Genomic DNA, 26389 nt, shown 5'->3' with positions numbered 1-26389 from the left:
CACAATGAGTGAATATCACCAGTTACTGAAGCGCCAAATAGGAAAACACCTAACCGACACTACGGCTCAAACCTCTGGTGACCTCGAACCGTTTTTTTCCGCCGTAAGCAAGGCATACCATGAGTTCGACGAAGATCGCAACCTACTAGAACGGTCGTTAGAAATAAACTCTGCAGAGCTACTGGAAAAGAACACCGAGCTGCGTGCGATGTTTGCCGCTATACCCGAAGTACTTATCCTGCTCGACGAAAACGACAAAATTATTTCGTTCCAAGATAATGAACATCAAGCAGCGCATTTTATCTTTGCAGTTGAAAAAGTGGGCAAATATTTGCGCGATGTAATGCAATCAGAAATATATAAAGATTTACTTGCAACCGTAAAAACGTCACGCACAAAAAACGCGAAAACCACGTTTGAATTTAGCCAAAATACCAGCCAAAACGACCAACGTCACTACGAAAGCAGAATAATCCCTATAACCCAAAGCGTTACTATGCTTTTAATTAGGGATATAACTGACCGCAAACAAAAAGATTTAGATATTCTCACCAGCGTAAGGCGCTTAGAGCTTCAGAACGAAGTACTACTTGAGCTAAACACCCGCACAGAGTCGCACAACGACCTGGAAGCGTTCTATAAAACACTCGCCGCATCGGTGGCAAAAGCACTTAACGTTCAAGAAGTAAGCCTATGGTTTGTTGATGAAAAAGAAAAATGCTTCCAATGCGCTTTACACTACAACGCACGAACCAAAATAATCAAAAAAGGCAGCACCTTAGAGCTTAAAAACATACAAAACTATACGGCTGCATTACACAGTGGTCGAGCCATGGTTGTTGAAAACATATACGACGACCCTCGGGCGATAGAAATAGAAAAAGACGGCACGGTTGGCGCCTTTATTCATGCTCCCATCCGAGCCTCGAGTAAGTTATTGGGCGTATTGCGAATAGAGCAATCAGAAGTAAAACGTAAATGGCGACCTGATGAGCAGCAATTCGCTGCTTCGGCTGCCGACTTAACCTCACTTGTATATGAACGCTGGCAGCGCGAAGCTACCCAGCTCGCGCTGCAAGAAAGCGAAGAGCGCTTTAAAGTACTGGCAGAAACAACCGAGGTTGCCATATTTGCCATGCGTGAAAAGTTTGTATATGCCAACCCCGCCATGGAAAGACTTATTGGGTACACAGAAGAAGAGCTGCGCGCCCTTTCTGTAAAAATTTTATTTGGCGAAGTATTCGCGTCCAACTTTCCAAGACTGTCTAGTGTAAAAAACTCTGCAAAGAGCAAAATCCAAAAGTTAGAAGTTGAAGTCGCAACAGGTAAAGGTGAATCCGTTTGGCTGCACACCAATGTTGCGCCTGCCATGTTCGATGGTCAGCTAACCTGGCTTGCCAGCGCATTCGACATTACCGAGCAGAAAAGCACAGAAGCACGCTTGCGCTACCAAGCATATCACGATCGATTAACTGGCTTGCCTAATAGAGCCAAACTAATGGAATCGATTAGTCGTTGCTTAGAAAAAGCCAGCAGAGATAAGTATTATCGCTTCGCAATATGCTTTGCAGATATAGACCGATTTAAAAGTATTAATGATAGCCTGGGGCATTTGGTTGGCGACCAATTGCTACTTGAGGTTGCTAGGCGCTTAACGTCCAACATATCACCGCTCGACCTTGTTGCAAGAATAGGCGGAGATGAATTTATCTTGCTTATCGACAATATTACCAATGAAGATGACATACACGCTCTAGTAAAATCGCTTCAAACCGCTATTTCCAAGCCCATTGCAATTTCACCACACGAACTTGTTACTAGCGCGACCTTTGGTGTGGCTATTGTGGATCACAACTATGAGCATGCTGAATCTATACTGCGCGACGCCGATCTCGCCATGTATCAAGCCAAAACCCAAGAGTCATCTCGCTTGTGCATATTCGATACCGATATGCGCAACCTGCTACAACAACAAATTGAAACTGAAAACGATCTACGCAATGCCATTCACAACAACGAATTGCGACTTGCCTATCAGCCCATTGTAGATTTCAAAACAGGTAAAACCGTTTTCTTCGAAGCCTATGTAAAATGGCGCCGCAAAAAGCTCATCGCCCCTACTGTTGAAGGATTTACCCAACGTCCAGAAGATACGGGCGCGCTGATTCCCGCCGGCGAGTGGATGCTAAGAACTATAGTGCAACAGCTTACAGATTGGTCCCTGATGCACGAACCCACGCCTATCAGCGTTAACCTTTCTGCAAGACAATTCGAAACTGCAAGTTTGCTCGAACGCGTTATTAATATACTGCAATCTAGCCCTGCAGCTAAAAATAAAATATGCATAGAGGTAAAAGAGAGCTTTTTAGATTCCAACACCTTACATGCAAGCATGGACAGGCTAAAAAGTATTGGTTGCGACGTACTCGTAGAGGGTTTTGCTAATGGGCTCGCAGACTGCGCAAGCCTTAACGCATTACCTATAAAAATAATAAAACTTCACCCCAATATTACAAACACCATAGACCAAGGCGATGCTTATCAGGCATTCGCTAAGGCATCTATCGATTTACTACACAGCTTTGGTTTTAAAGTTGTTGCTCAGGGCATTCAAACCAGGCGCCAGCTTAAAACCCTAATTGCACTGGGTTGCGACTTCGGTCAAGGGGAATATTTTTCTGAACCTATAGGCCAAGAAGTGGCGTTTACACAAATGGCACACACCTGGGACGAGGTATTGCTTTAGCGCCCTATTCTCACCTTTTTGATGTTAGAATCCTGCGTCAAATAAATTATAGAGGATAGCAACATGAAAGCGCGCCCCGCCCCTAAACGCGATACTCACCCTGTACGCCGTTTTATTTTTGCGTCCACCTTAACCTGTCTAAGTGCCACTTTATCGCACATCGCAAGCGCCAACACCGCCTCAGGCACTTACCAACAATTTTGCGCCAGTTGCCACGGCAAAAATTTGGACGGCGGTTTAGGTCCATCACTAATAGACGATGAATGGAAACATGGCGCAGATGACGCCAGCATAGCTAAATCTATAAACAAAGGTATCCCCACTGCTGGCATGCCCGCATGGGAGCGCGTACTCGATGCCAATCAAGTTAGAGCCTTGATTATTTATATACAAGAAGAACAAAAACGCGCAAAACTAAGTAAAAAGAGCAAAGCCTCTAATACTGGCGGCGTTTACAAAAGCGAACTTCATAATTTCACCGTAGAGAAGTTTGTCGACCTGCCTGGAATAATCTGGTCAATTAGCACACTCAACAACAATACTTTTATTGCCACTATTAAAGACGGCCGCTTGTTCACCATTACCAATGGCAAAGCGCAAGAAATAACCGGCGTACCCAAAGTATGGAACCATAGCCAAGCAGGTATGCTAGAAGTTATGCCGCACCCGCAATACGCAAAAAATGGGTGGATCTACCTTTCTTATGTTGATGAAATTTCATCCATGCTAAGCAGCAAAGGAATGACCGCCATTGTAAGGGGCAAAATAAAAGACAATAAATGGGTTGAAGAGCAACAAATCTTTAAGACCGATGAATCGTTTTATTTAAGCGGTGGCGTACATTTTGGTAGCCGATTTGCATTTAAAGATGATTATCTCTTCTTTAGTATTGGTGAGCGCGGCCGTCAGGATGACGCGCAAGACCTAGGCCTACCTAACGGTAAAATTCACCGCATCCATAGCGATGGCTCCATCCCCAAAGACAATCCATTTGTTAATAACAAAAACGCCTATCCCACTATTTGGAGTTATGGCCACAGAAACACTCAAGGGCTGGCCATTCACCCCGTTACCGGCGACCTATGGGAAACAGAACACGGCCCACGCGGCGGCGACGAAGTTAATATTATTAACCCAGCCCTCAACTACGGCTGGCCAGTTATTACCTATGGAATGAACTACAACGGTACTCCAATGGATGCAACAACCCACAAAGAGGGTATGGAACAGCCGCTACACTACTGGGTGCCTTCAATCGCCACCGGCGGCATCGATTTTTATCAAGGTGATGCCTTCCCTAAATGGCAAAATAGCTTGCTGGCGTCTGGCATGGGCTCACAAGAACTACATAGAGTGAGCATTAATGATAAACACGATGCAGTGACTGGCGATGAAATTTTGTTTAAAGGTTTAGGCCGCGTACGCGACGTGCTTTCTGCACCCGATGGGTTAATTTATGTTGCGCTAAACCCCAACGGTGGTGCTCCCGGTGCTATCTATGTGCTAAAGCCTGCCAAGTAGTTTTAAAGCTACTTACGGGGCTGCCTGCGCTGCCCCGTTAACATCTTAAGTTCGCAAGCCACATATTTGTATTCCCTAGTAAACAACAAGCGCGACCGGCTTAAGACTAAGCAATCTAGGCTCATAGCTTTGCTTCGCAAACTGCTGTCGCGCTTTCACAACCCAACACACGAGACCTCAATGCGTTTTCCCCTCATAAAACTTAATAGTGCCAAAACATTGTTTTCAACAAGCGCTTTTCTGTTTCTGGCTGCGCAAGCCGCAACCAGTAAAAATATAGAAACCGTAGTGGTAGAAGGCACAAAAACAAACGCAGCACTTAACGAAAATACAACGAGCGCAACAGAAGTTACTAAACAGCAGCTGGAATCTTCTTTGGCGGAGCATTTTCAGCAAGTTGCTGTTAATGCACCCGGCACATGGGTTAGCCGCGGCAGTGGCGTTGAGCACTTAACCGCACTAAGATCCCCCGTACTGACTGGCGCCGGCGCTTGCGGGGCATATTTAGCCACAGAAGATGGCATTCCCCTATTCGCCAAAAACCTGTGTAACGTGAACCAACTAATGGTTACAGATTTCAAATCTGCAAATAACGTTACTGTATTGCGCGGGCCTCAATCGGGCTTATTCGGCGGCAACGCTCTGTTTGGTGTACTGGATATAAACACCAACGCGGCATCACATACCGAAGCCAACAAACAAAATTTCGCAATTGGCCAATCCACATTAGGTTACAGCTCAGCCGCTATCGACTTAACCAATAACTCTAATGGCAATACTCAAGGCCTAAGCGGCAGATTGACTCATAATAATAGCCCGCGCGAATCCGCGTACTACAATCAGCAGTTTTTACACGCATACCAACAAGTTAAAAAAACTAACTACCAGCGTACAGATTCGCTTAGCCTAATGAATTTAGAACAAGAAACTGCAGGCTATATTTACGGCGATGAAGCATATAAAAACAGTGACTTAGCGAATGGCAACAGCAACCCAGAAGCCTACCGAGATGCTCGTAATATACGCGGTTACTCAAAATTTGAGTGGCAAAATAGCGCACACTCAACGTCTGCCACGCCCTACTTTAGGCACAATGAAATGCAACTACTTATGCATTTCGTACCTTGGCAGCCGGTTGAAAAAAATCAACATAGCTCCGCTGGATTACAACTTCAACACACACGGCATATTGCCAACACCGCCTTTACTGTAGGCCAAGATATAGAATTCACTAGCGCCGAGCTAACCGAGATTCAATATAAACCTGCACCGTTTAACCAAGCAGCATTCCCAGAAGGCACCCATTACAATTACAACGTAACCGCCATTAATGCTGGCTGGTATATACGCGCCGAGTGGCAAGCCAACGAAAAATTAACGCTAACGCCCACCTTAAGCGCAAATATAGACACGTTAAAATACCGCAACAATGTGGAGGCCGGCTACGCCTGCGAAAACCCAAACAATTGCCGGTTTTATCGCCCTGCGAGCAAAACGGATACCTTTAAGGTTGTTAGCCCAACGCTTACCGCCAGCTACAAACTGAATAGCAACAACACCCTCTATGCACGCGCTGCACAAGGGTATCGTACGCCGCAAGCCACCGAGCTATACCGGTTGCAATCTAGCAATCAAACCCCGCTATCCCATATAACTGGTACAAGCTACGAGCTTGGGCTTAGCGGTGCCTTGCACAGCCTTAACTATGCGCTAAGCGCCTACACCATGCTCGTGAATGACGATATTTTACTCGACAGCGAAAGACGCTTTATTAACAACATAAACACCCAACACAAAGGGCTGGAATACACTATTACTTGGCAGGCAAGCCAGTCGTTAAGCTTTAATACCAGCGGCACCCACGCATTACATACTTACGCGAAATCGCCAACAACTAACAATACAGATTCAAACTTAGATGGAGCCCTGCTAGATACCGCCCCTAAAAACATGCATCAAGCTAATGTGCGCTGGCAGGCTTCTACCGCCACTATGTGGCAGCTACGCTGGGAAAAAATGGGCAAATACTACACAGATAGTGCTGCCAGCCAAGAATATGAAGGTCATCAATTATTCCACTTAAGCCATAGCTGGCAGCCGAGTAACAGCTATGTGCTGCGAACTAAAATTTCGAACTTGCTCAATACCCGCTATGCCGAGCGAGCTGACTATGCGTTTGGTGAAGCGAGATACTTCCCCGGCTTAGATCGCAGATTGACGCTGGAATTAAGTGTGTATTGGTAGGAGGAAAGGCGCCGTTGCTAGGCGCCTATGGGGTAACATTTTCAGTCGGTTCGGGGGCGGTAAACGTGGCACCTGAGTGAAAGCGAAATTCAATATCATCGCTTTCTACTAAGGCTTTTTCGCGCTCGAGGAAAAACTGCACGCGTTCACTTATATCCATATCGCCAGCCGCTTTCTTAGCTAAGCCGAGGTAATCGCGATAATGGCGCGATTCAGACTTGAGTAGCGACAAGTAAAACTTTTGCAGCTCCTCATCTAAGTGCGGTGCCAATTTCTCAAAGCGCTCGCAGCTTCGCGCCTCGATAATGGCCCCCACAATTAAGGTATCTATCTGACGAGCTGGCTCGTGGGTGCGCACGGGCTTTCGCAAATCGGCGGCATAGCGCGAAGCGGTAATTTGCTCGTAAGGTATACCGCGCTTTTCCATAATGGCAATTACCTGCTCAAAGTGTCGCAACTCTTCGCGAGCAAGACGCGACATTTTGTTCAGCAGCTCAAAATCATCCACATAGCGATACATCAAGTTCATTGCCGTGCCCGCTGCCTTTTTTTCGCAATTGGCGTGATCAAGCAACAGTAAATCTTGGTGCGCTAAAGCCGATTCAATCCAGCTTTCGGAGGTTTCACATAACAGAAATTCGTGAACAGATTTAGTCATAATTTATACGCGGAAATAACGTTCATAATGAACTTGAGAGAGAGTAAAAAAGTCGGCGTCTATTGTATCGCGCAGCTCGGGTAAGCTAACGCCTCGCCAATCGGGTAATACCCTGCACCCAAATACAGTTAGATCTTTAATTTGAGTCGCACCTGCTTTTAGCAATGTAAAAAGCCAAGTGGAAGGCGAAGCTATTGGGTCGTAGCGAATATGTTGGTGCTTTAGCCCCTGCTCTAGTAGTGCGGGGTTATCTATAGCGAACTTCCCATAAATCACTTGCGACAAGAGCACATCCAACCGTCGAATAATATGGGCCTTTTCTTCTTCTGTGTAACCATTCCAATGGATTACCTCGTGCGTAAAACGCTTGCACCCTCGGCATACGCTATCGCCAATGCCGGTGGAACACACGCCAATACAAGGGGTTTTAACTCGCCTAACCATGCTCTTTATACAACTCACTCGGGTCTGGCGGTGCATTATGCCGCGCCCCCCTTGGATGGGCAACCGCTCGATTTTAATGCCCAGCGGTTGTGGCGTGATTTGTGCTGTGCGTTTATGCACTAAGCTATAGGCGATCTAGGCGCTATTTGTCCCAAGGCTAAAAACTGCCAGCCAAACTTGGTTAAACCAAAGCAAAGCCTAGAAAAAACACATTTAAATACAGTGAGTTACAACTCAAACCTAAAGTAGCTGGAGGATTCACTTTAACTGACGGCTTGAAATTGCAGATTTAAATTTCGCCAGCGTCAAACCAAATTTGTACTAAGCTTAACCGCAACTTGCACCTTTTTTGGGCAAAACAACCTTTGTTTTCATAAACTTAGCTCTTATTTATGAAGTTCCTTAACACCACCTTGGCTTTAAGGTAAAATCTGCGCCCCGAAATAAGAGCAGAACGCTCACCCATCGATTACGACAATCGATAGCCTCGGCCAGCAGAGATCCTGTTAGCTAGAGTAAATCCACACATTAGAGGACAATTATCGTGCTAGAAGCATACCGCGAACACGTTGCCGAACGCGCAGCACTGGGCATTCCACCCAAACCACTTTCTCCAGAGCAAGTTGCCGATTTGGTAGAGCTTCTTAAAAATCCGCCCGCTGGCGAAGAAGAAACTTTGGTAGACCTTATCAGCAATCGCGTACCACCTGGCGTAGATGAAGCTGCATACGTAAAAGCTGGTTTCCTATCTGCTATTGCTAAAGGCGAAACCACTTGTTCTCTTATCAGCAAACAAGATGCTGTTGTACTGCTTGGCAATATGCACGGCGGCTACAACATTGAAACCTTGGTTGCTTTGTTAGACGACGCAGAATTAGCAAGCCTAGCTGCCAAAGAATTAAAACACACCCTATTGATGTTCGACGCCTTCCACGATGTGGAAGAAAAAGCCAAAGCTGGCAACGCAAACGCACAAGAAGTTATGCAATCGTGGGCAGATGGCGAGTGGTTTACCTCGCGTGATGCCGTTGCAGAATCTATCAAAGTTGCTGTATTTAAAGTAACTGGCGAAACCAACACCGATGACCTTTCACCAGCACAAGATGCCTGGTCTCGCCCTGATATCCCGCTACATGCATTAGCCATGTACAAAATGACCCGTGACGGTTTAACACCAGAAGAGCACGGTGTTACAGGCCCAATGACACAAATCAAGAGCTTACAAGACAGCGGCATTCCAGTTGCTTTTGTTGGCGACGTTGTTGGTACTGGTTCTTCACGTAAATCAGCTACCAACTCGGTATTGTGGTTCTTTGGCGACGATATGCCTGGCGTACCAAACAAGCGCGGCGGCGGTATTTGTATAGGTGGCAAAGTAGCCCCAATTTTCTACAACACCATGGAAGATGCTGGCGCACTTGTGTTCGAAGCTCCAGTTGATAATTTGGGCATGGGCGATGTCATTGAAATCCGCCCATACGAAGGCAAAATTCTTAACGAAGCTGGCGAAACCATCTCTGAGTTTGAATTGAAATCTGACGTATTGTTAGACGAAGTTCGCGCTGGTGGCCGTATTAACTTAATTATTGGCCGTGGTTTAACCACTCGCGCACGCGAATCTTTAGGTTTGCCTGTGTCTGAGTTGTTCCGCGTACCGCAATCTCCAGCAGATTCAGGTAAAGGCTTCTCTCTAGCGCAAAAAATGGTTGGTCGCGCATGTGGCCTAGCCGAAGGCAAAGGCGTTCGCCCAGGCACATACTGTGAGCCACGTATGACCACAGTAGGCTCGCAGGACACCACTGGCCCAATGACGCGCGATGAGCTTAAAGACCTTGCATGTTTGGGCTTCTCTGCCGATTTAGTTATGCAGTCTTTCTGTCACACTGCGGCTTACCCTAAGCCTGTAGACATTGACACTCAGCACACCCTGCCAGACTTTATCCAAAACCGCGGCGGTGTTTCTTTGCGCCCTGGCGACGGTATTATCCACTCATGGTTAAACCGCATGTTGTTGCCAGATACCGTAGGTACGGGTGGCGATTCACACACTCGCTTCCCTATGGGTATTTCATTCCCTGCGGGTTCTGGCCTTGTAGCTTTCGCAGCAGCCACCGGCGTAATGCCGTTGGATATGCCCGAGTCTGTATTGGTTCGTTTTAAAGGTACCCGTAAGCCAGGCATCACTCTACGTGACCTAGTACACGCAATTCCTTATCAGGCAATCAAAGATGGTTTGTTAACCGTAGAGAAAAAAGGCAAGAAGAATATTTTCTCTGGCCGCATTCTTGAAATTGAAGGCTTAGACGACCTAACCGTAGAACAAGCTTTCGAGCTTTCAGATGCCTCTGCCGAGCGCTCTGCTGCTGGCTGTACCATTCAGCTACCAGAAGACAAGCTTGCAGAATACCTGCGCTCTAACATCACCTTGTTGCGCTGGATGATTTCTGAAGGCTACCAAGATGTACGTACCCTTGAGCGCCGCGCACAAAAGATGGAAGAGTGGCTTGCCAACCCATCACAGCTTAAAGCTGACGCAGACGCAGAATACGCAGCGGTTATCGAGATCGACCTAGATACCATTACCGAGCCAGTAGTTTGCTGCCCGAACGACCCAGACGATGCACGCTTGCTATCTGAAGTTGCCGGCGACAAAGTAGACGAAGTGTTCATTGGTTCTTGTATGACCAACATCGGCCACTTCCGCGCTGCCGGTAAGTTGTTAGACGCCAACAAAGACGGCTTAAAAACCCGCTTCTGGATGTCTCCTCCAACTAAAATGGATGAGCACACCTTAATGGAAGAAGGCTACTACAATATTTACGGCCGCAATGGCGTACGTATGGAAATGCCTGGTTGCTCTTTGTGTATGGGTAACCAAGCACGTGTAGCCGATGGCGTTACCGTACTTTCTACTTCTACCCGTAACTTCCCTAACCGTTTAGGTAATGGCGCCAATGTTTACTTAACTTCGGCAGAGTTGGCCGCAGTTGGCGGTATTTTGGGTCGCTTACCCACCCCGGCTGAGTATATGGAATACGCTGCGAAAATCGACTCCATGTCCGATGAGATTTTCCGCTACATGAACTTCGATCAAATTGCCTCTTTCACCAAAGGTGCTGAAGAAGGCAAGCGTATCGCAGCGGTAGAAATTCAAGACGTTGCAATGTAACAACATCTAAATAGCTTACCCCCTAAACCCCGCTTCTCGCGGGGTTTTTTATGCACGCCACTAAACCCTGTCACCTATTCTCACCTAACTTTACCCTAGCCACTGTACAATCCTTTGGTAGCGCAACCATTTCAATAAGTTATTTCTAGTAACTAACCAAATTAAAACAATAAGTGAAACAGCTATGGAAATTTTCGGTGTTTTAGCGTCAATCGTACTGCTTGTGGGCCTAATTGTTTGGCTAAAAATTCACCCCTTTTTAGCATTTTTGGCCACCTCTATATTCGCAGGTATTATTCTTAATATTCCACTGCAAGATATTCCGCAGGCGATTGAAACAGGCATAGGTTCAACGCTTAGCGGTTTAGTAATAGTTATTTGCGTAGGCGCCATGTTTGGCAAGCTGGTATCAGAAAGTGGTGCAGCACAAAAAATAGCACAGGTATTGATAGGCGCATTCGGCCCCAAGCGCATCACTTGGGCGCTTATGCTCACAGGCTTTATTGTCGGTATCCCACTGTTTTACAACGTGGGTTTTGTACTGTTAGTGCCACTCGTATTTTCTGTTGTTTACCAATCTAAGCTGCCAGCCGTTTATTTGGGTATCCCATTACTTGCTGCCTTGTCTGTTACGCATGGCTTTCTACCGCCGCATCCATCGCCTACAGCCATGGTGCCCATGTTCAACGCTGAATTAAGCACAACGCTTATTTACGGTTTAATTGTGGCAATACCCACCATGATTCTTGCGGGACCGGTGTTTGCCAATGCTTTAAAAAATATTAAATCGACACCGCTAGCCACATTTACTCCCAAAGACCTACCTGATAACCAGCTACCTAGCGCCACCAATGCATTCGCTACAGCCCTGCTACCCGTTGTTCTTATTGCTGGACTATCGTTTTTGCCGTCGCAGGCAGCAACTGGCTCGCAGCTACACAACCTATTCACATTCTTAGCCAATCCTTCACTCATAATGCTTGCAGCACTTGCGGTTGCTACTTACACGCTGGGCATTCGCCAAAACGTGAAAATACAAACACTTATGGAAAGGTATGCCGATGCGATAAAAGACATCTCCATAATTATGTTAATTGTGGCTGGAGCGGGTGCGCTAAAGCAGGTTTTTGTTTTGAGTGGCGTAAGTTCAGATATTGGCGCACTGATGCAGAACTTAGCCATTAACCCTCTGTTACTGGGTTGGTTTATTGCCACAGTGATACGAATTTGCCTGGGGTCTGCAACGGTGGCAGGCCTAACCGCTGCCGGCATAATGGCGCCAGTTCTGCCCTTGACCGGCGCCGACCCGAACTTAATGATTCTTGCTATTGGCGCGGGGAGCTTGATGTGCAGTCACGTTAACGACTCAGGCTTTTGGATGTTTAAGGAGTACTTCAATTTAAGCGTAAAAGACACCCTTAAATCCTGGACATTAATGGAAACCATCGTAGGTATTGGTGGAATTACAGCGGTACTCATTCTTGACGTTTTTGTGTAAAACTTTTGCTGTAGAATCACTAGCTAACTATTATTTCAAGCTTAAAAAGGCATAATTATGGCGTCTCTTCCCTATTTGATGGCTCAAACCATGCGCTGGTTTGGCCCTTCCGACCCAGTATCTTTACGCGATATACGCCAAGCAGGCTGCACCGGCGTTGTAAGCGCATTGCACCATCTACCCAACGGTGCAATTTGGCCGCTTGCTGAAATTCTTGAGCGCAAACAGCTTATAGAGAAAGCTGGTTTAGAATGGAAGGTTGTAGAGAGTGTGCCTGTGCATGAGCATATAAAAACCCAACAGGCAGGGTTTGAAGAGCTAATAGAAAACTACAAACAAACCATCCTTAATTTAGGGCAAGCAGGCATAGAGGTTATAACCTACAACTTTATGCCAGTGCTCGATTGGACAAGAACTAACTTAGATTTCGAGCTTGCAGATGGCGCCAAAGCGCTTAAGTTCGAACGCTTAGCACTCGTAGCTTTCGACGTATACATGCTACAACGCCCAAATGCAGAAAAAGACTACACCACAGAGGAAAAGGAACAGGCGCTAGATTGGTTAAATTCGCTTACCGACACCGACAAAGCCACCTTAGAGCGCAATATTATTGCTGGCTTACCCGGTAGCGAAGAAAGCTTCACCCTCGCAGAATTTCAACAAGCCTTAGACACCTACGAAGGAATAGATGAAGCCAAACTTCGTGAGCATCTAATTTACTTCTTGTCTGAAGTTTGCCCCGTAGCAGATTCAGCCGGAGTGAAGATGGCCATCCACCCCGACGACCCACCCTGCTCTATCTTGGGGTTGCCGCGTATTATTAAAAATCGACAAGACATAATTAGCTTAACTAAAGCTGTGCCTAACCCCTCCAATGGCTTGTGCTTTTGCGCCGGCTCCTATGGTGCGAGCGTAGACAACGACCTGCCTGCAATGGTTGAAGAGTTTGGCGAAAGAGTTAACTTTCTACACCTTAGAAACGTTATTCGCGATGCAGCGGGAAACTTTATGGAAGCCGCCCACTTAGACGGTGATACGGATATGTACGAGCTGGTATCAGCTATTCGCAGAGTATCAATTAAACGTCAAGTTTCTATCCCAATGCGCCCAGATCACGGCCACCAAATGATGGACGATCTCGATAAAAAAACCAACCCGGGCTATTCAGGCATAGGCCGAATAAAAGGTTTAGCCGAAATACGCGGCTTAGAAATAGGAATCGCTCGCGCTATGAGCAACGGCTAAAATTGGCTTTGTGAGCTAGAATTACAGGGATGTAATTGAAGACGACAGAGAGTTGAAAGGTGGATACAAATAAGAAATATAAGCAAAGAAAAGGAAAGTACTACATAACTGTGATTAACTTGGTGTGCGCATCAGCAAGAAAGTTGTGCATCCAATGCACTTGGGTAATCCTAATAAACTTTCTTTTTGCTAACTAAGCATCCCGACCACAAATTCAATAAACGTTTTTTAACTAGCAATACGCTCGAATTCATTGGATACAATTTCGCAAGCCGCATCCATAGGTAAGCCACCAGATAAAACAGTTACCGTCAATACACTTTGGCTCGTTTCGTTGTAGCAAGGTGTAACCATGTAGCCACGGCTCAAGCCAGATAACGTATCGCCAATTTTCACATCGCTGCTATCGCTTAACTCAACAACAATGCCCTCACCCCAGCCAATATCCGCAGCCGCCAAGTGAGAATCTTCATTTTTACAAATAATAACGCCCTTAATAGCCATAAAACCCCCGATAGATTATTTTGTTTTGTTGAGGGTATTTTAGGGATGCAACCAATAATAAGATGTAGGCCACAACGGAAGGTAATGTAGGAAATCTCCTACACTTTTCGTGGGATATAAGGAGATAAACCGCGGCTTATTTCTGCACCCCTGCCGACATAAACCTGCAAGTTTAGGAAGCGCGAGTAGCCTCAAGCAGTGCCGCCACCACAACCAGTGCGCAGCCTACCCACTCCATAGGTGACAAGCTCTCACCGGCTATAAGTAGCGCGGAGATAACTGCAGCGACTAGCTCCATAATAATGATAATGGACGAACGCCCTGCTTCTAATTGGGTTACCGCCCATTGGGAGCCAAGATTAGCCAGAAGCAGCCAAGTTAACGCATACCCTGCCAGCATAAGCCAGTGAAACTGACTAGCTTGAGGTGGCTCGTGTTGAACACCAAATGCTATAAGCATGGCTGCCATACTGGTACAGCCGATAAACATTAACCACAGCTTAGTGTTCACAGGTACAGTCTCGACAGCGCGGAACATGATGTTATTTGCTGCAAAAAATAACCCAGATAACAATGCAATCACATCTAGCCATGTAGGCGGAGTATTAAAAATTTCAAATCCACCAAGAATAAGCAAAGCACCAGACACTGCGGCAGCAACACACACACCACGAATTAAATCGATGCGCTCCCCCAGAAACAGACGCCCACCTAGCACTCCCCACACTGGCAACAGATAGAACAACACCATTACCCGAATAATTTCGCCGTACATGAGCGCAAGAGTAAAAAACAAGATGGCCCCACCACCAAAGAACGTAATAGCCAACAACGGCTTCCAATGGCTAACAAAATACTGTGGCTTGAAGGAAACCCGCAGGAATGCCGACGCAAGCAAACCCTGCGTGACTAATAACAACCACACACCTTCAATACCAACAGATTGGAAAAATTTAAGGGGTATCCAAGTTAAGCCCCATAGAATTGACGCGGCAAAAAGAATGACTACAGCTAAGTTTGTTTTTGATAAGGGGAACATTAAATGACTACTATTATTGTGAAAGGGGCTGACTATTCGTCAGCAAAAAAAGCTTCTATTTTTTCTCTAGACCACATTGCATCCTGATAACCAAGCTCCATTAGCTCGTTACAGTATTCGTGGGTAAACAATAAATAGCTTGCCGCAGCAGAACCACCACCTTTTGCAGTAGCACCTGTTTTACGCATAAAGAATCTTAGGCTTTTGGGCATATGCTTGATCTTACGCCCAGCAATTTTATCCAGTTCTTTTGTTGGTGAAATTATAAGCGTATCGACCGGTCTAAGATGTAGCGTTTTTTCGCATCTATCTTGAGCGGCCAGTTCGAGCAAGGCGTTTACTCGCTCTAAATGCTCTATATCACCCTCGAGGGCATCAATAAATGCGCTGTTAAACATTTGACCAATAATTTGCGCTAGCGAGGGCGAGTGTTTTGGCGGAATTTTGCCGCGTCGGCCCCAATGCACCGGGTTACGGTTACCACTCACACCAATTACAAACACCCTATCTGCCCCCAAGTGCAATGCGGGGCTAATGGGCGCCATTTGTCGCATAGCACCATCGCCAAAATACTCTCGCTTTAATGGCACAGCGGGGAAAACGGCTGGGATAGCTGAAGAGGCCATTAAATGCTCTACGGTAATTTCTGACGGCGTGCCCACGCGGCGGTAGCGTCGCCAACCACGTAATGTTTCATTACCCTGAAAAAAGCTTACGGAATCGCCAGAATTGTACCCTAGCGCAGTAATACAGAGTGCTTCTAAATCGCCGGATTCGACGCGTTTTTGGATATTTTCGAAAGGGATTACGGTTTTAAGGAATTCTCGCAAGGGAGTGTTATCTAGCAGTGACACAGGGCGGTCCTTACCTACCCCATCGTTAAACAGTGAAGCACCTGCTCGGAATGCACCGCTAATTAACGACCACCAATCGCTATGGAATACCTGATCCATCTCCAACGAGCGCCAGGTTTTGGCTAAATCGAGGGCTGCAGCTCTAAACTCGCCAGGGTGCGCAGCCATTGCCGTGGCATTAATGGCACCGGCAGATGTGCCACAAATAATGGGAAACGGATTGTGAAGATCTGGCAATATATCGGCAACGGCCTGCAGCACACCAGCTTGATAGGCTGCACGTGCACCACCACCCGATAATATTAATGCATTTGTACCCATAGGTTAGTCGACACGCCTAAATTAAGCTCTTCCGATCGCACCCGATTACTGGTTAGCTTTCGTTGATGGCTAGATTAACAGTATTTAATAAAAGTTTAGCAGTTAAGTGAACAATCAAATACATGGGATACTCACTTAATATGCATCTGCGTAGCTTACAATACAGCTAACCCGCGTAGGATGTACCATAAAGTGTAACATTGAATGGCTCTAACCAAACAAGCGTTAAACGCGCGCTTAGTAATAAAGGAATCTCTGAATAACCCCAACTGCTTTTTGCCAGAGCCAAATCGTTCAGCCGCTAGGCGTTCTTTGCAGGTAATGGCCTCAGCCTTTAGCAATTGCAACAACGAACCGGGTAGCCGTTTTGGCTACGCCCTACGGGGCTTTCAAGCATTTTGGTCCTCTTCGGTATTTTATATCGACAGACAACCAAAAAGCGCTTATTCAAGGCTCCCAAAGTTTAAATTTCAGCGCTATGGTTTTACTATGGCCCCCCAAGAACACTTCATACTTGAGTATTACATGGCCAATATTTACCAAAATGAAAGCATGCGCAAAACACTCGCTAGATATATACGCGCGCAAATGGAGCTAGCTGGTGTTACCTATAACGGGTTAAGCGTAAAGCTAGAAGAGAAATTCGGCATTGTTCACAACCCCGCTACACTGCGCAACAAAGTGAACTCTGGCGCACTAGGGGCACAAATGTTTTTATTTATGGTGTTATGCCTAGAGGTAGATACTCTGCAAATGCGGGAGCTAGAAAAGATTTACCTTAAAATTAAAGAAGCTGAAAATAATGGGGCAGAAATGAAAGAGGCAGAAAAACTGCCTCCTATAGATTAAATACGCTTACTCGTCGCGCAATTCTCGGCGTAGAATTTTACCCACATTGGTTTTAGGTAATGCTTCGCGGAATACTATTTTCTTGGGCACTTTATAGCCAGTTAAGCTTTTTTTACAAAAATCGACTAGTTCCCGCTCGGTCACATTAGTATCGCTTACAACTGCAAATACTTTAACCCGCTCTCCCGATTCAGCATCAGCCATGCCTACAGCTGCAGCTTCTATTACTGCTGGGTGCTGAGTAATAACGTCTTCAACTTCATTAGGGTAAACATTAAAGCCAGACACAATAATAAGGTCTTTTTTACGGTCTACTATTTTTAAGTAACCGTCTGCCTGAATAAGCGCCATATCGCCTGTGCGCAACCAGCCATCCGACAGCACTTTTTTAGTTTCTTCAGGTTTATTCCAGTAACCGGGCATTACCTGTGGGCCTTTCACACAAAGCTCGCCGGTTTCACCTTGAGGTAACTCGTTACCCATATCATCTACAATTTTAACCTGCGTTTCTGGTAACGGCACACCAATTGTACCCAACTGAATAGCATCAGACGGATTACCACTCACAACAGGGGAAGCCTCCGTTAAACCGTAACCTTCGACTACTTTACAGCCGGTAATTTTCTCCCAAGTGTGAGCAGCATCCATAGTCAATGCCATTCCGCCAGAAGAAGTTATTTTTAAGCGATCAAAATTTAAGGCTAAAAAGGGTTCAAACCGGCACAGCGCATTAAACAAAGTATTAATGCCGATCATCACCGTGAGGTCTTCATTTTTAATAGCATCGACCAAACTCTGTAAATCGCGCGGGTTTGGTATAAGAATATTGTGTTCACCGTAACAAAAAGCCGACAGCGCGTGTAGGTTAAATGCATAGATGTGATAAAGCGGCAAGCAAGCTAAAAAGGTCTCTTTACCCGGCACATAGGCATTTGGCATATGCTCAATCATTTGCCAAACATTGCTGGTTAAATTGCCGTGCGTGAGCATAGCCCCCTTGGCCACACCTGTAGTACCGCCTGTATATTGCAGTACAAGCAAATCATCTGACGTTTTAGCGTGTTTAGTAAAGCTGGTTTTACCGTGACCAACAGCCGCTCTAAACGCATGTTGTGATTCAAAATGGAATTTTGGCACCATTTTTTTAACATGTTTAACAACAGCGTTAATAATCCAGCGCTTGGGGGCTGGGTGTAAATCAGCGAAATTGGTAACAATTACGTGCTCGACTTTGGTGTTTTTAATAATACTTGCTGCATTGGCAGCAATATTAGAAAGCACAACCAATGCCTTCGCACCGCTATCATTTAGCTGGTGTTCAATTTCTGGCGCGGTATATAAAGGGTTGGTATTAACCACAACCAAACCCGCACGAATAGCACCGTACAATGCTACGGGGTACTGCAATACGTTAGGCAGTTGCATGGCTATGCGATCGCCAGGCTCTAGCTTAAGTACGTTTTGCAAATAATAAGCAAACTCGGCACTTAACTTTTCTATTTCGTCAAAAGTTAACGTGTGACCAGCACAGGTATATGCTCTGTTTTGGGGGTAGTTTTTAAATGCGAATTCCAGCAGCTCTACTGCTGTATTAAACCGAGGTACCACACCGCTCTCCCTGAATCAGTATAGGGCGACGACCCTTTATGATTATTGTATGTGTTGGATAAGTAGCAAACATTTGTCTTGCAACAAAATTAGCAAATAAATCTTTGAAATACTAGAACAAAAACCCCCAGCTTTACTGGGGGTTGCTTTTTAGAACTCTTCTAGCGTCAAGTCGAGTAAATTCGCGGCACCAGACTTCATAGTGGTAACCAGCGACTGGGTGCGTGGCAACAATCTTTGATAGTAAAAACGAGCAGTTTTTATTTTACTCGCGTAGTAATCTTTCTCGCTAGATTCAAGGTTGGCAGACGCAACAAGCGCCGCCTGAGCCCAAAAATAAGCGAGAGTGATATAGCCCGAATACATTAAGTAATCGACAGAGGCGGCGCCCACTTCTTCGGGGTTTTCCATGGCTGCCAAACCGATATGCATTGTCACATCGCCCCACTCTTTATTTAGTTGGGCTAGAGGCTCAACAAACTCACTGATGGCGGCGTTATCTTTATTGGCTTCACAAAACTTATGAATAACTTTGGTGAACTTGCGCAATACCTCACCCTGACTCATAAGCACCTTACGGCCTAATAAATCGAGCGCTTGAATTCCCGTCGTACCTTCGTACAGCATGGAGATACGCGCGTCACGTACGTTTTGCTCAGCACCCCATTCACGAATATAACCATGACCGCCAAAGCACTGTACTGCCAAGTTAGCCGACTCAAAGCCCGTTTCTGTTAAAAACGCCTTCGCTATAGGCGTAAGTAATGCCAACATATCGGAAGCTGCGGCTTTATCTGCTTCATTTTGAGCATGGCTTTCTATATCGACTTGTTTAGCCAAGAAATAGATAAGCATTCTGCCGCCTTCGGCAAACGCTTTTTGCGTTAGCAACATTCTGCGTACATCGGGGTGACAAATAATTGGGTCTGCAGGGCCATCTGGGTTTTTAACACCAGAAAGCGCGCGCATTTGAATACGATCTTTCGCGTAGGCTAAGGACTTTTGGTAGCCCAACTCAGCGTGTGCCAAACCCTGCAAAGCGGTTCCCAAACGGGCCGTATTCATAAAGGTAAACATACAGTTTAAGCCTTTATTGGGTGGCCCTATTAAATAGCCCTTAGCACCATCAAAATTCATTACACAGGTAGCGTTGCCGTGAATACCCATTTTTTCTTCAAGCGAGCCACAGGCCACCTGGTTGCGCTCCCCTACACTACCGTCATCTGAGGGTAAAAATTTGGGCACAATGAATAGTGAAATACCTTTGGTGCCTTCAGGAGCACCAGGTAAGCGTGCGAGCACAATGTGGACAATGTTTTCGGCTAAATCGTGCTCACCCGCAGATATAAATATTTTGGTGCCGGAAATAGAATAGCTGCCATCTTCGTTCTGCTCGGCTTTGGTACGCAACATGCCCAAATCAGTACCGCAATGGGCTTCGGTTAAGCACATTGTTCCTGTCCATGCGCCCTCAACGAGTTTGGTGAGGTAGGTAGACTTTTGCTCTTCGGTACCGTGCAGCTCTAGGGTTTTCATCGCACCGTGAGAAAGACCTGGGTACATACACCAAGCCCAGTTTGAGGTGCCTGTCATTTCACTTAATACTGTACCCAACGATTCAGGTAGCCCCTGCCCGCCGTATTCGGTGTGATGGGTCATCGATGGCCAGCCGGCCTCTACGAACTGTTCGTAGGCAGCTTTAAAGCCATCCGGAGTGGTTACTACACCATCATTCCATGTGCAGCCTTGCTCGTCGCCCACAGAGTTAAGTGGGGCCAATACGTTTTCGCAAAACTTTGCACTTTCTTCAAGTATGGCTTCTACAACATCTTGAGAGGCATCTTCGCCATTGGGCATGGTTTGATAGTGCTCTTCAAAGCCCATCAGCTCATACATAACGAATTTAATATCTCTAATAGGCGCTTTGTAATCTGACATCCTTTATTCCTCTGTTGATAGTCCCGTTATTACCTAATACTTCAAGTTTAGATGCAATATCCTATTTGGCCAATTTAGGTGACAAATACGCCACGCACGTCTCAGCCCTAACAGATTGGCGCAATTTATTGCTTTTTATCTTGCGCGATATTCGCCCGGTGTTTGCCCGGTCCACTTTTTAAACGAGCGGAAAAATGCGCTGGGCTCATCAAACCCCAGCTTCTGCGCTATCTCGTTATTACTCAGGTCCGCGCAGTTAAGCAAATGAAATGCGGCTTCCATTCGGCATTCATCTTTTAAGCGTTGGTAGGAGGTATTGTCGTTTTGTAGTTTTCTACGCAAAGTGGTTGTAGACATGTGCAACTGGCTAGCTACTTCATCTGAAGATGGCATAGAAGCACTTACGTCTTTCTTTAGAATATTGCGTACTTTATCGGCAAAACGGATATGAGCAGGGTCTTCCGTCACTAAATGGTAGGGGGCGGTACGTAAAAAATTAAGCAGATTTTCTTCGTTTTGAACAACCGGCAAATCAAGACAGGCCGTGTCATAAACAATGCCGTTATAGGGTTGCTCAAATAGAATGGATTTCACTTCTGTATAAACAAGTGATTCTTCGGTATGTGTATTATCGTAAGTAACCAGCACATGCTTAATAGGCAAATCACTAGCAACAAGCCACTCGGCAAAACGGTGCCAAGTTAGTACTGCAGTTAACAGGTGAACAGGTTTTGCCTCGTCAAGCTTCTGCTGAAACTCTGCCTCAGAAATATGATTAACAGGACGAAGGGTAATGGCAGCCTCTAATGCATTCTCTTCTAAGTAATACCGCGTGTTCATGCCTCGACATATTTCAGCAAATTCCCCCGCGCGAATGATCACTTGGCGCAGAGTGCTACATTGCAGCAAAGTTAAGCACATTATTCTAAATGCACCCAGCGGCACCTTGCCTGCGCTGAACATGCCAAACCACTCATCGTGCGTTTTGCGCATAACAAGCTGGTACAACTCACCGTATTTTAACGAGGGAATAACATCTTTAGATTGCAAGTCAGATGAACTAAGGCCCACCTCTGCAAGCAGGGCTTCTGCATCACAACCAGCGGCAGAGGCCTGCTCTAACAGCCTCGCGGCGTAACGGCTAGGAACTGTATTCGCTTCAACGCTCATTTAAGTGCTTTATTAATCTGAGTAGACCACCAACAAATGCGGCTGCCACAACTAAAATGAGTACCAACAGCCCACACATTAAACCGTAGTGGATTAAGTCGTCGACGGATAACCCAAAGCGCGTGACTAACAACCAAAGCCCCGCTATGCACGCAAAAAACGTTACATACATGCGCGAACGTTTTTTTAATTTAACTTTAAATTTCAAAATTACACTCTTTGGGTAACAAATTTAGGTGACTCTTTAAAACATAAGCCACAATGTGTGATAACTAAATTAGCGCGTGCTCACGCGACCATTCGCAATGTACTTTAGAGGCATCCATACCCGGAATATGGCAATCGTCCTCACATAACCATGTAAACGTATGCACCCCAGAAAGCTCTGTTTCTAAGTGCACAACGGCCGAAACCCAATACATATTGCTAAGTAACAATTCAAATTTTTCTACCCAATTTTTCCATTCGTACTCAATCGCTTTGTACGATGCGCCGAAGTGAACAACTTCGGTTTGGTAGTTATCTGGGCCCGGCTCTAACTGAGGGATGGAAAACATCTCTTGGCTTAAATAAGGCCACTCGTCAGATGTTGGCAGCATAAGCAATGCTTTGCGATTAGCATGGCGACGCTCCGCCTCAGAATACAACGAGGTCACATCTTTTATGCACCCATAAACGATTGATTCCTGATCCATTATCTACCCTTATTTAAAATGGCCACCACCAGGATGAATCCAGCCTGTCTTCACATTTGTTTAATTGCGCAGAATAGGACCTCGCCAACCGATCAACTTTTTTAGCCACACCCATTAGCCACGCCTTTTTCTTATAGGTGCCGCGTGAAAAGCCACCGTGACCTTCGTGATAGGCCAAGTACAAATTGTAGGTGTCTGTCGGCTTAACTTTGTTGCGCTTTACCGTAATGTGGTTATACCAAGCAATAAAATCTATCGCATCATCAAAGTCATCTCTATCGGCGCCACCGTGACCCGATTCACGCTTATACCAATCCCACGTTTCATCTTTTGCCTGCGAATAACCATAGGCGCTGCTTTTTCTTGGCCCAGGGAATATCCATAAGAACTTGGTACGCGGCGGCTTAGCCTTGGATACAAACTTAGATTCTTGATGCATGATGGCCAAGTTAGTAGCTATAGGAATACCCCACCGCTTACTCGCTTTTTTGGCATCTTTATACCAATCGTCTTTCTCGTCGAAAATACTGCACGCGTTACTCAGATGCTTAGGCGGCGTAGATGTACAGCCCCCTAAAAAAAACGAAGCAATCAACACACATAGCACAATAATTCTTAAATTAAACATTAGACTCCGTGCTCTTCGAGTAGAGCGAGTAAACCTACTTCATCCAATATAGCCAAGCCTAGCTTTTCGGCTTTAGCCAATTTTGACCCTGCCCCAGGGCCTGCCACCACACAAGTGGTTTTTGCCGATACACTGCCAGACACCTTTGCACCCAAGGCCTGAAGCTTGTCTTTAGCTTCGTCTCGCGACAAGCTCTCCAGCGAACCAGTCAATACATAAGTGGTGCCTTCCAGCGGTTTTACACCATCAACCTTTTCTATATCCGGCCAATTTACGCCAGCGGCAATCAACTTTTCAATCACTTCTCGGTTGTTAGCCTGCGCAAAGAAATCGACCACATAGTGCGCAACTACCGGGCCTACATCGGTCACTTCTATAAGCTGCTCTTGCGTAGCATCCATTACCTTATTGAGTGTGCAAAAATGGTTAGCAAGGTTGCGCGCAGTGGCCCTACCAACCTCTCTAATACCTAAGGCATACAATATTTTATCTAGCGATGTTTGTTTGCTTGCTTCTATAGCGGCCACTAAATTAGCCGCAGATTTTGCGCCCAAACGCTCTAGACCGGCAAGTGTTGGTATATCGAGTGTGTATAAATCAGCCACATCATTAACTAATTTATTGTCGACAAGCTGGTCGACGATTTTATCGCCCAAGCCATCTATATCCATCGCTTGGCGGCTAGCAAAATGCTTTATGGATTCTTTGCGCTGCGCTTCACACACCAAGCCACCGGTACACCTAATTGCGGCCTCGCCCTCTACAGACTCGACATCTGAACCACATACTGGGCATGCCGTTGGAAATTTAATTTCTCGAGCATCCTGCGGTCGTTTGGACTCTACAATCGACACAATTTGTGGAATCACATCACCCGCTCGACGCACAATAACTGTATCGCCAACGCGTATTCCCAACCGTTCTATTTCATCTTTGTTATGCAAAGTCGCGTTGGACACCGTAACGCCGCCAACAAAAATAGGCTGTAGTTTTGCAACAGGCGTAATAGCGCCGGTTCTGCCCACTTGGAACTCTACATCGTGCAATACAGTTAGCGCTTCTTGCGCAGGAAATTTATGCGCTATAGCCCAACGAGGAGCACGTGAAACAAAGCCCAACCGCTCCTGCAGATCGAATGCGTTTACTTTAAATACTATGCCGTCGATATCGTAAGCCAAGCTTTCGCGCTTAGCCTCTAAGTAATGATAGTAAGCTTCGCACTCTTCTATACCTTTGGCGATACGACGCTCTTCGCTTACTAGAAAGCCCCACTCAAAAAGCTGTGTTAAGGTTTCGTAATGAGTGGCTGGCAACTCCCCGCCTTCAACAACCCCGACGTTATAAGCGCAAAATACCAAAGGGCGCTTAGCGGTTATTTGTGGGTTCAATTGCCGCAAGCTACCTGCTGCCGCATTGCGTGGGTTAACAAATGTCTTTTCGTTTTTCGCTAAAGCCTCTTCGTTTATTCGCAGAAAACCGGCCTTGGGCATATAAACTTCACCGCGCACCTCTAGCACTGCTGGAATATTATTACCTTCAAGCTTAAGCGGCACGGAACCGATTGTTCTCATGTTTTGGGTAATATCTTCACCAACCGTTCCATCGCCTCGGGTTGCGGCAGTTTTTAAGCGGCCGTTTTCGTAAAGCAAGCTCGCAGCAATACCGTCGAATTTCGGTTCACAGGAATATTCTAGGGATGCATCGGCATTTATTCTGTCTCTTATACGCTTGTCGAATGCAAACAGCTCTTCAACGTTAAATACGTTGTCGAGTGATAACATTGGGCGCTTATGCTCGATACTAGCAAAAGAGTCTAGCGGTGCGGCCCCAACACGCTGGGTTGGGGAGTCTTCGGTAACTAATTCAGGAAATTGTTGCTCAATGGCTTGAAGCTCTTGAAACAACTTATCGTATTCGGCGTCTGGCAGCTCAGGGGCATCCAACACATAATACAATTTATTATGATAATTTATTTGGTTTTTAAGGCTTTCTAGCTTGTCTAAAACTGCGTCTGACGCCGCCATTACATCTCTCAAATTTATCGATCTTTAATATAACCAGGCCGTTTAACTGGTGAACCTAGCGATATTCTTAACAAAACCTAACGCGCACGCAATTTGCGCTTGCGCTCAAATTCCATCACCTTTTGGCGAGCATGCTCTATGGTTTGCTTAGTCATTACACTGCGGTTTTCATCCTTTAGCTCGCCACCCAGCGCATCGGCTAACCCGCGTGCGGCATCTGCCATGGTATTAAATGCAACTAAGCTTTCGGCCTCTACTGGCAGGCTTAAAAATAGGCTTACGCCAGGGGTAGTAAACTCGCTCATAGATGCCAAGTTAAACGTGCCCGGCACCACCATGTTGGCCACGCTAAACAAAATTGGACCATCGCCATTTTCGTCTGCATGACGATGGAAAATATCCATATCACCAAACTTTATATGCTGATCCATGAGCGCCTGCAACAGAGCTTCACCCAAAAAGCGCTCACCTTTTTTAGCCATTACGTTAATAATGAGCACTTCTTCTGGCTCGATAACTTTTTCTTCTTTCGCTACCGGCTGACTGTTTTTCTCACGCTTTTCCACTGGCGCTTTTTCTGGTTCTGCTTTTTTCGGTGCAGCGCTCACTTGCTCAACCGGCTCGGCATAGCTAGGCGCAGCGTGCTGAGCTGGCGGCTCATCTAATGCATCATCAATATCGTCTAATGAGCCAAGCGAAGGTTCGGTTTCTTGGTGACTGTATTCTTCGGTAACCGCAACATCATCATGATCATCATGCTGCTCTTCACCAGGCGCATAGGCCAACACACCTAAGTCGTCTGCGCTCGCCTGCTCAAACGCAAAGTCGTTATCAATATCAACGTCTGCTTCGTCCTTACCTTCCACTTCAACCGAATCCATTAGCATGGGTACAGTTTCATCCAAGTTAAGCTTCACTTGTTCGGGAATACGCGAAGGCGCACCAACTGTAGTGCGCTTAGAGGTAAAAGATTGGCGCACGTTCTTGTTAATGTTTTCAGCCTCGTCAGGCTTGCGATAGACAGCAACGCGCGCGCCGCCAGAAGGAAACTCGCTGTTACTGGTAGTAGCAACAGCATCTACTTCCGCATCGGCCAATTTAGCGCGACGAGTTAATCGAATATTTTCCCTGCGATGGATGCGCACGCGCCGAATTCCATCTAACACAATGCCTACAATAAGTAGAACAATAATGACTGTTATCCAATCAGGCATAATTTAACAAAACCTTTATA

The 26389-nt window shown here is 46.0% G+C and carries 19 protein-coding genes; 7 read left to right on the top strand and 12 right to left on the bottom strand.

The window, feature by feature from the left end; all coding sequences use genetic code 11:
* Nucleotides 1–4: 4 nt before the first annotated feature.
* From SDE_RS09970 to SDE_RS09960, 3 genes are all read left to right on the top strand, one after another.
* Nucleotides 5–2746, top strand: coding sequence for a sensor domain-containing protein (locus SDE_RS09970; RefSeq protein WP_011468376.1), 2742 nt, complete (start codon nt 5–7; stop codon nt 2744–2746).
* A gap of 63 nt (nt 2747–2809) precedes the next feature.
* The gene (locus tag SDE_RS09965; protein WP_011468375.1) at nt 2810–4267 is read left to right on the top strand and encodes a PQQ-dependent sugar dehydrogenase; all 1458 of its coding nucleotides are present in this window, start codon (nt 2810–2812) and stop codon (nt 4265–4267) included.
* Nucleotides 4268–4447: 180 nt separating this feature from the next.
* Nucleotides 4448–6511: a TonB-dependent receptor gene (locus tag SDE_RS09960; protein ID WP_011468374.1), complete on the top strand. Its 2064-nt coding sequence runs from the start codon at nt 4448–4450 to the stop codon at nt 6509–6511.
* A gap of 25 nt (nt 6512–6536) precedes the next feature.
* Here SDE_RS09960 and SDE_RS09955 read toward each other — a convergent pair whose 3' ends face one another.
* Both SDE_RS09955 and SDE_RS09950 read right to left on the bottom strand, forming a co-directional pair.
* The gene (locus SDE_RS09955) at nt 6537–7169 is read right to left on the bottom strand and encodes a tRNA-(ms[2]io[6]A)-hydroxylase (RefSeq protein WP_011468373.1); all 633 of its coding nucleotides are present in this window, start codon (nt 7167–7169) and stop codon (nt 6537–6539) included.
* 3 nt (nt 7170–7172) lie between these two features.
* Entirely contained in the window at nt 7173–7649 is a 477-nt protein-coding gene (locus SDE_RS09950; RefSeq protein WP_011468372.1) for a DUF1289 domain-containing protein, read from the bottom strand.
* A 508-nt stretch (nt 7650–8157) separates the two neighbouring features.
* Here SDE_RS09950 and acnB point away from each other — a divergent pair.
* The 3 genes from acnB (at nt 8158) to uxuA (ending at nt 13525) form a co-directional block, all read left to right on the top strand.
* On the top strand, nt 8158–10782 hold the full coding sequence (gene acnB / locus SDE_RS09945; protein WP_011468371.1) for a bifunctional aconitate hydratase 2/2-methylisocitrate dehydratase: 2625 nt from the start codon (nt 8158–8160) through the stop codon (nt 10780–10782).
* Nucleotides 10783–10966: 184 nt separating this feature from the next.
* On the top strand, nt 10967–12280 hold the full coding sequence (locus SDE_RS09940) for a GntP family permease (RefSeq protein WP_011468370.1): 1314 nt from the start codon (nt 10967–10969) through the stop codon (nt 12278–12280).
* Nucleotides 12281–12337: 57 nt separating this feature from the next.
* A complete protein-coding gene (gene uxuA / locus SDE_RS09935; protein ID WP_011468369.1) occupies nt 12338–13525 on the top strand; it encodes a mannonate dehydratase in 1188 nt (395 codons plus the stop codon).
* Nucleotides 13526–13753: 228 nt separating this feature from the next.
* Here uxuA and SDE_RS09930 read toward each other — a convergent pair whose 3' ends face one another.
* The 3 genes from SDE_RS09930 to SDE_RS09920 all read right to left on the bottom strand — a co-directional run bounded on the left by SDE_RS09930 (nt 13754) and on the right by SDE_RS09920 (nt 16243).
* Complete coding sequence (locus tag SDE_RS09930) at nt 13754–14029, bottom strand: hypothetical protein (RefSeq protein WP_011468368.1); 276 nt, start codon at nt 14027–14029, stop codon at nt 13754–13756.
* 172 nt (nt 14030–14201) lie between these two features.
* A complete protein-coding gene (locus SDE_RS09925) occupies nt 14202–15068 on the bottom strand; it encodes a DMT family transporter (protein WP_011468367.1) in 867 nt (288 codons plus the stop codon).
* Between the two features lie 32 nt (nt 15069–15100).
* On the bottom strand, nt 15101–16243 hold the full coding sequence (locus tag SDE_RS09920; RefSeq protein WP_011468366.1) for a patatin-like phospholipase family protein: 1143 nt from the start codon (nt 16241–16243) through the stop codon (nt 15101–15103).
* Nucleotides 16244–16732: 489 nt separating this feature from the next.
* On the opposite strand from SDE_RS09920, the gene SDE_RS22635 reads away from it, so the two are divergent.
* The gene (locus SDE_RS22635; RefSeq protein ID WP_143710876.1) at nt 16733–17092 is read left to right on the top strand and encodes a DUF6471 domain-containing protein; all 360 of its coding nucleotides are present in this window, start codon (nt 16733–16735) and stop codon (nt 17090–17092) included.
* A 6-nt stretch (nt 17093–17098) separates the two neighbouring features.
* Here SDE_RS22635 and SDE_RS09910 read toward each other — a convergent pair whose 3' ends face one another.
* From SDE_RS09910 to zipA, 7 genes are all read right to left on the bottom strand, one after another.
* A complete protein-coding gene (locus SDE_RS09910) occupies nt 17099–18700 on the bottom strand; it encodes an AMP-binding protein (RefSeq protein ID WP_011468364.1) in 1602 nt (533 codons plus the stop codon).
* 150 nt (nt 18701–18850) lie between these two features.
* Nucleotides 18851–20638 (bottom strand): acyl-CoA dehydrogenase C-terminal domain-containing protein, encoded by a 1788-nt coding sequence (locus tag SDE_RS09905; protein ID WP_011468363.1) that lies wholly within the window; start codon nt 20636–20638, stop codon nt 18851–18853.
* 135 nt (nt 20639–20773) lie between these two features.
* Nucleotides 20774–21808: an AraC family transcriptional regulator gene (locus tag SDE_RS09900; protein ID WP_011468362.1), complete on the bottom strand. Its 1035-nt coding sequence runs from the start codon at nt 21806–21808 to the stop codon at nt 20774–20776.
* A gap of 272 nt (nt 21809–22080) precedes the next feature.
* The gene (locus SDE_RS09890) at nt 22081–22503 is read right to left on the bottom strand and encodes a hypothetical protein (protein WP_011468361.1); all 423 of its coding nucleotides are present in this window, start codon (nt 22501–22503) and stop codon (nt 22081–22083) included.
* A 13-nt stretch (nt 22504–22516) separates the two neighbouring features.
* The gene (locus SDE_RS09885; protein ID WP_011468360.1) at nt 22517–23131 is read right to left on the bottom strand and encodes a transglycosylase SLT domain-containing protein; all 615 of its coding nucleotides are present in this window, start codon (nt 23129–23131) and stop codon (nt 22517–22519) included.
* Nucleotides 23131–25155: an NAD-dependent DNA ligase LigA gene (gene ligA, locus SDE_RS09880; RefSeq protein ID WP_011468359.1), complete on the bottom strand. Its 2025-nt coding sequence runs from the start codon at nt 25153–25155 to the stop codon at nt 23131–23133. The genes SDE_RS09885 and ligA overlap by 1 nt, the downstream gene beginning before the upstream one ends.
* 77 nt (nt 25156–25232) lie before the next feature.
* Nucleotides 25233–26369, bottom strand: a complete 1137-nt coding sequence (gene zipA, locus SDE_RS09875) for a cell division protein ZipA (RefSeq protein WP_011468358.1) — start codon at nt 26367–26369, stop codon at nt 25233–25235.
* Between the last annotated feature and the right edge of the window lie 20 nt (nt 26370–26389).

It is taken from the genome of Saccharophagus degradans 2-40, assembly GCF_000013665.1.
Taxonomy (GTDB): Bacteria; Pseudomonadota; Gammaproteobacteria; order Pseudomonadales; family Cellvibrionaceae; genus Saccharophagus; species Saccharophagus degradans.
This window is presented reverse-complemented; position numbering and strand designations above follow the sequence as displayed.

Bases quoted from the DNA above. Each gene is read 5' to 3' on its own strand.
- SDE_RS09930 (WP_011468368.1), bottom strand. From the start codon at position 14,029: ATGGCTATTAAGGGCGTTATTATTTGTAAAAATGAAGATTCTCACTTG.
- SDE_RS09960 (WP_011468374.1), top strand. From the start codon at position 4,448: ATGCGTTTTCCCCTCATAAAACTTAATAGTGCCAAAACATTGTTTTCA.
- zipA (WP_011468358.1), bottom strand. From the start codon at position 26,369: ATGCCTGATTGGATAACAGTCATTATTGTTCTACTTATTGTAGGCATT.
- SDE_RS09885 (WP_011468360.1), bottom strand. From the start codon at position 23,131: ATGTTTAATTTAAGAATTATTGTGCTATGTGTGTTGATTGCTTCGTTT.
- SDE_RS09955 (WP_011468373.1), bottom strand. From the start codon at position 7,169: ATGACTAAATCTGTTCACGAATTTCTGTTATGTGAAACCTCCGAAAGC.
- SDE_RS09970 (WP_011468376.1), top strand. From the start codon at position 5: ATGAGTGAATATCACCAGTTACTGAAGCGCCAAATAGGAAAACACCTA.
- SDE_RS09905 (WP_011468363.1), bottom strand. From the start codon at position 20,638: ATGTCAGATTACAAAGCGCCTATTAGAGATATTAAATTCGTTATGTAT.
- SDE_RS09920 (WP_011468366.1), bottom strand. From the start codon at position 16,243: ATGGGTACAAATGCATTAATATTATCGGGTGGTGGTGCACGTGCAGCC.
- SDE_RS22635 (WP_143710876.1), top strand. From the start codon at position 16,733: ATGGCCCCCCAAGAACACTTCATACTTGAGTATTACATGGCCAATATT.
- uxuA (WP_011468369.1), top strand. From the start codon at position 12,338: ATGGCGTCTCTTCCCTATTTGATGGCTCAAACCATGCGCTGGTTTGGC.
- SDE_RS09900 (WP_011468362.1), bottom strand. From the start codon at position 21,808: ATGAGCGTTGAAGCGAATACAGTTCCTAGCCGTTACGCCGCGAGGCTG.
- SDE_RS09950 (WP_011468372.1), bottom strand. From the start codon at position 7,649: ATGCACCGCCAGACCCGAGTGAGTTGTATAAAGAGCATGGTTAGGCGA.
- SDE_RS09890 (WP_011468361.1), bottom strand. From the start codon at position 22,503: ATGGATCAGGAATCAATCGTTTATGGGTGCATAAAAGATGTGACCTCG.
- SDE_RS09925 (WP_011468367.1), bottom strand. From the start codon at position 15,068: ATGTTCCCCTTATCAAAAACAAACTTAGCTGTAGTCATTCTTTTTGCC.
- SDE_RS09940 (WP_011468370.1), top strand. From the start codon at position 10,967: ATGGAAATTTTCGGTGTTTTAGCGTCAATCGTACTGCTTGTGGGCCTA.
- ligA (WP_011468359.1), bottom strand. From the start codon at position 25,155: ATGGCGGCGTCAGACGCAGTTTTAGACAAGCTAGAAAGCCTTAAAAAC.
- SDE_RS09965 (WP_011468375.1), top strand. From the start codon at position 2,810: ATGAAAGCGCGCCCCGCCCCTAAACGCGATACTCACCCTGTACGCCGT.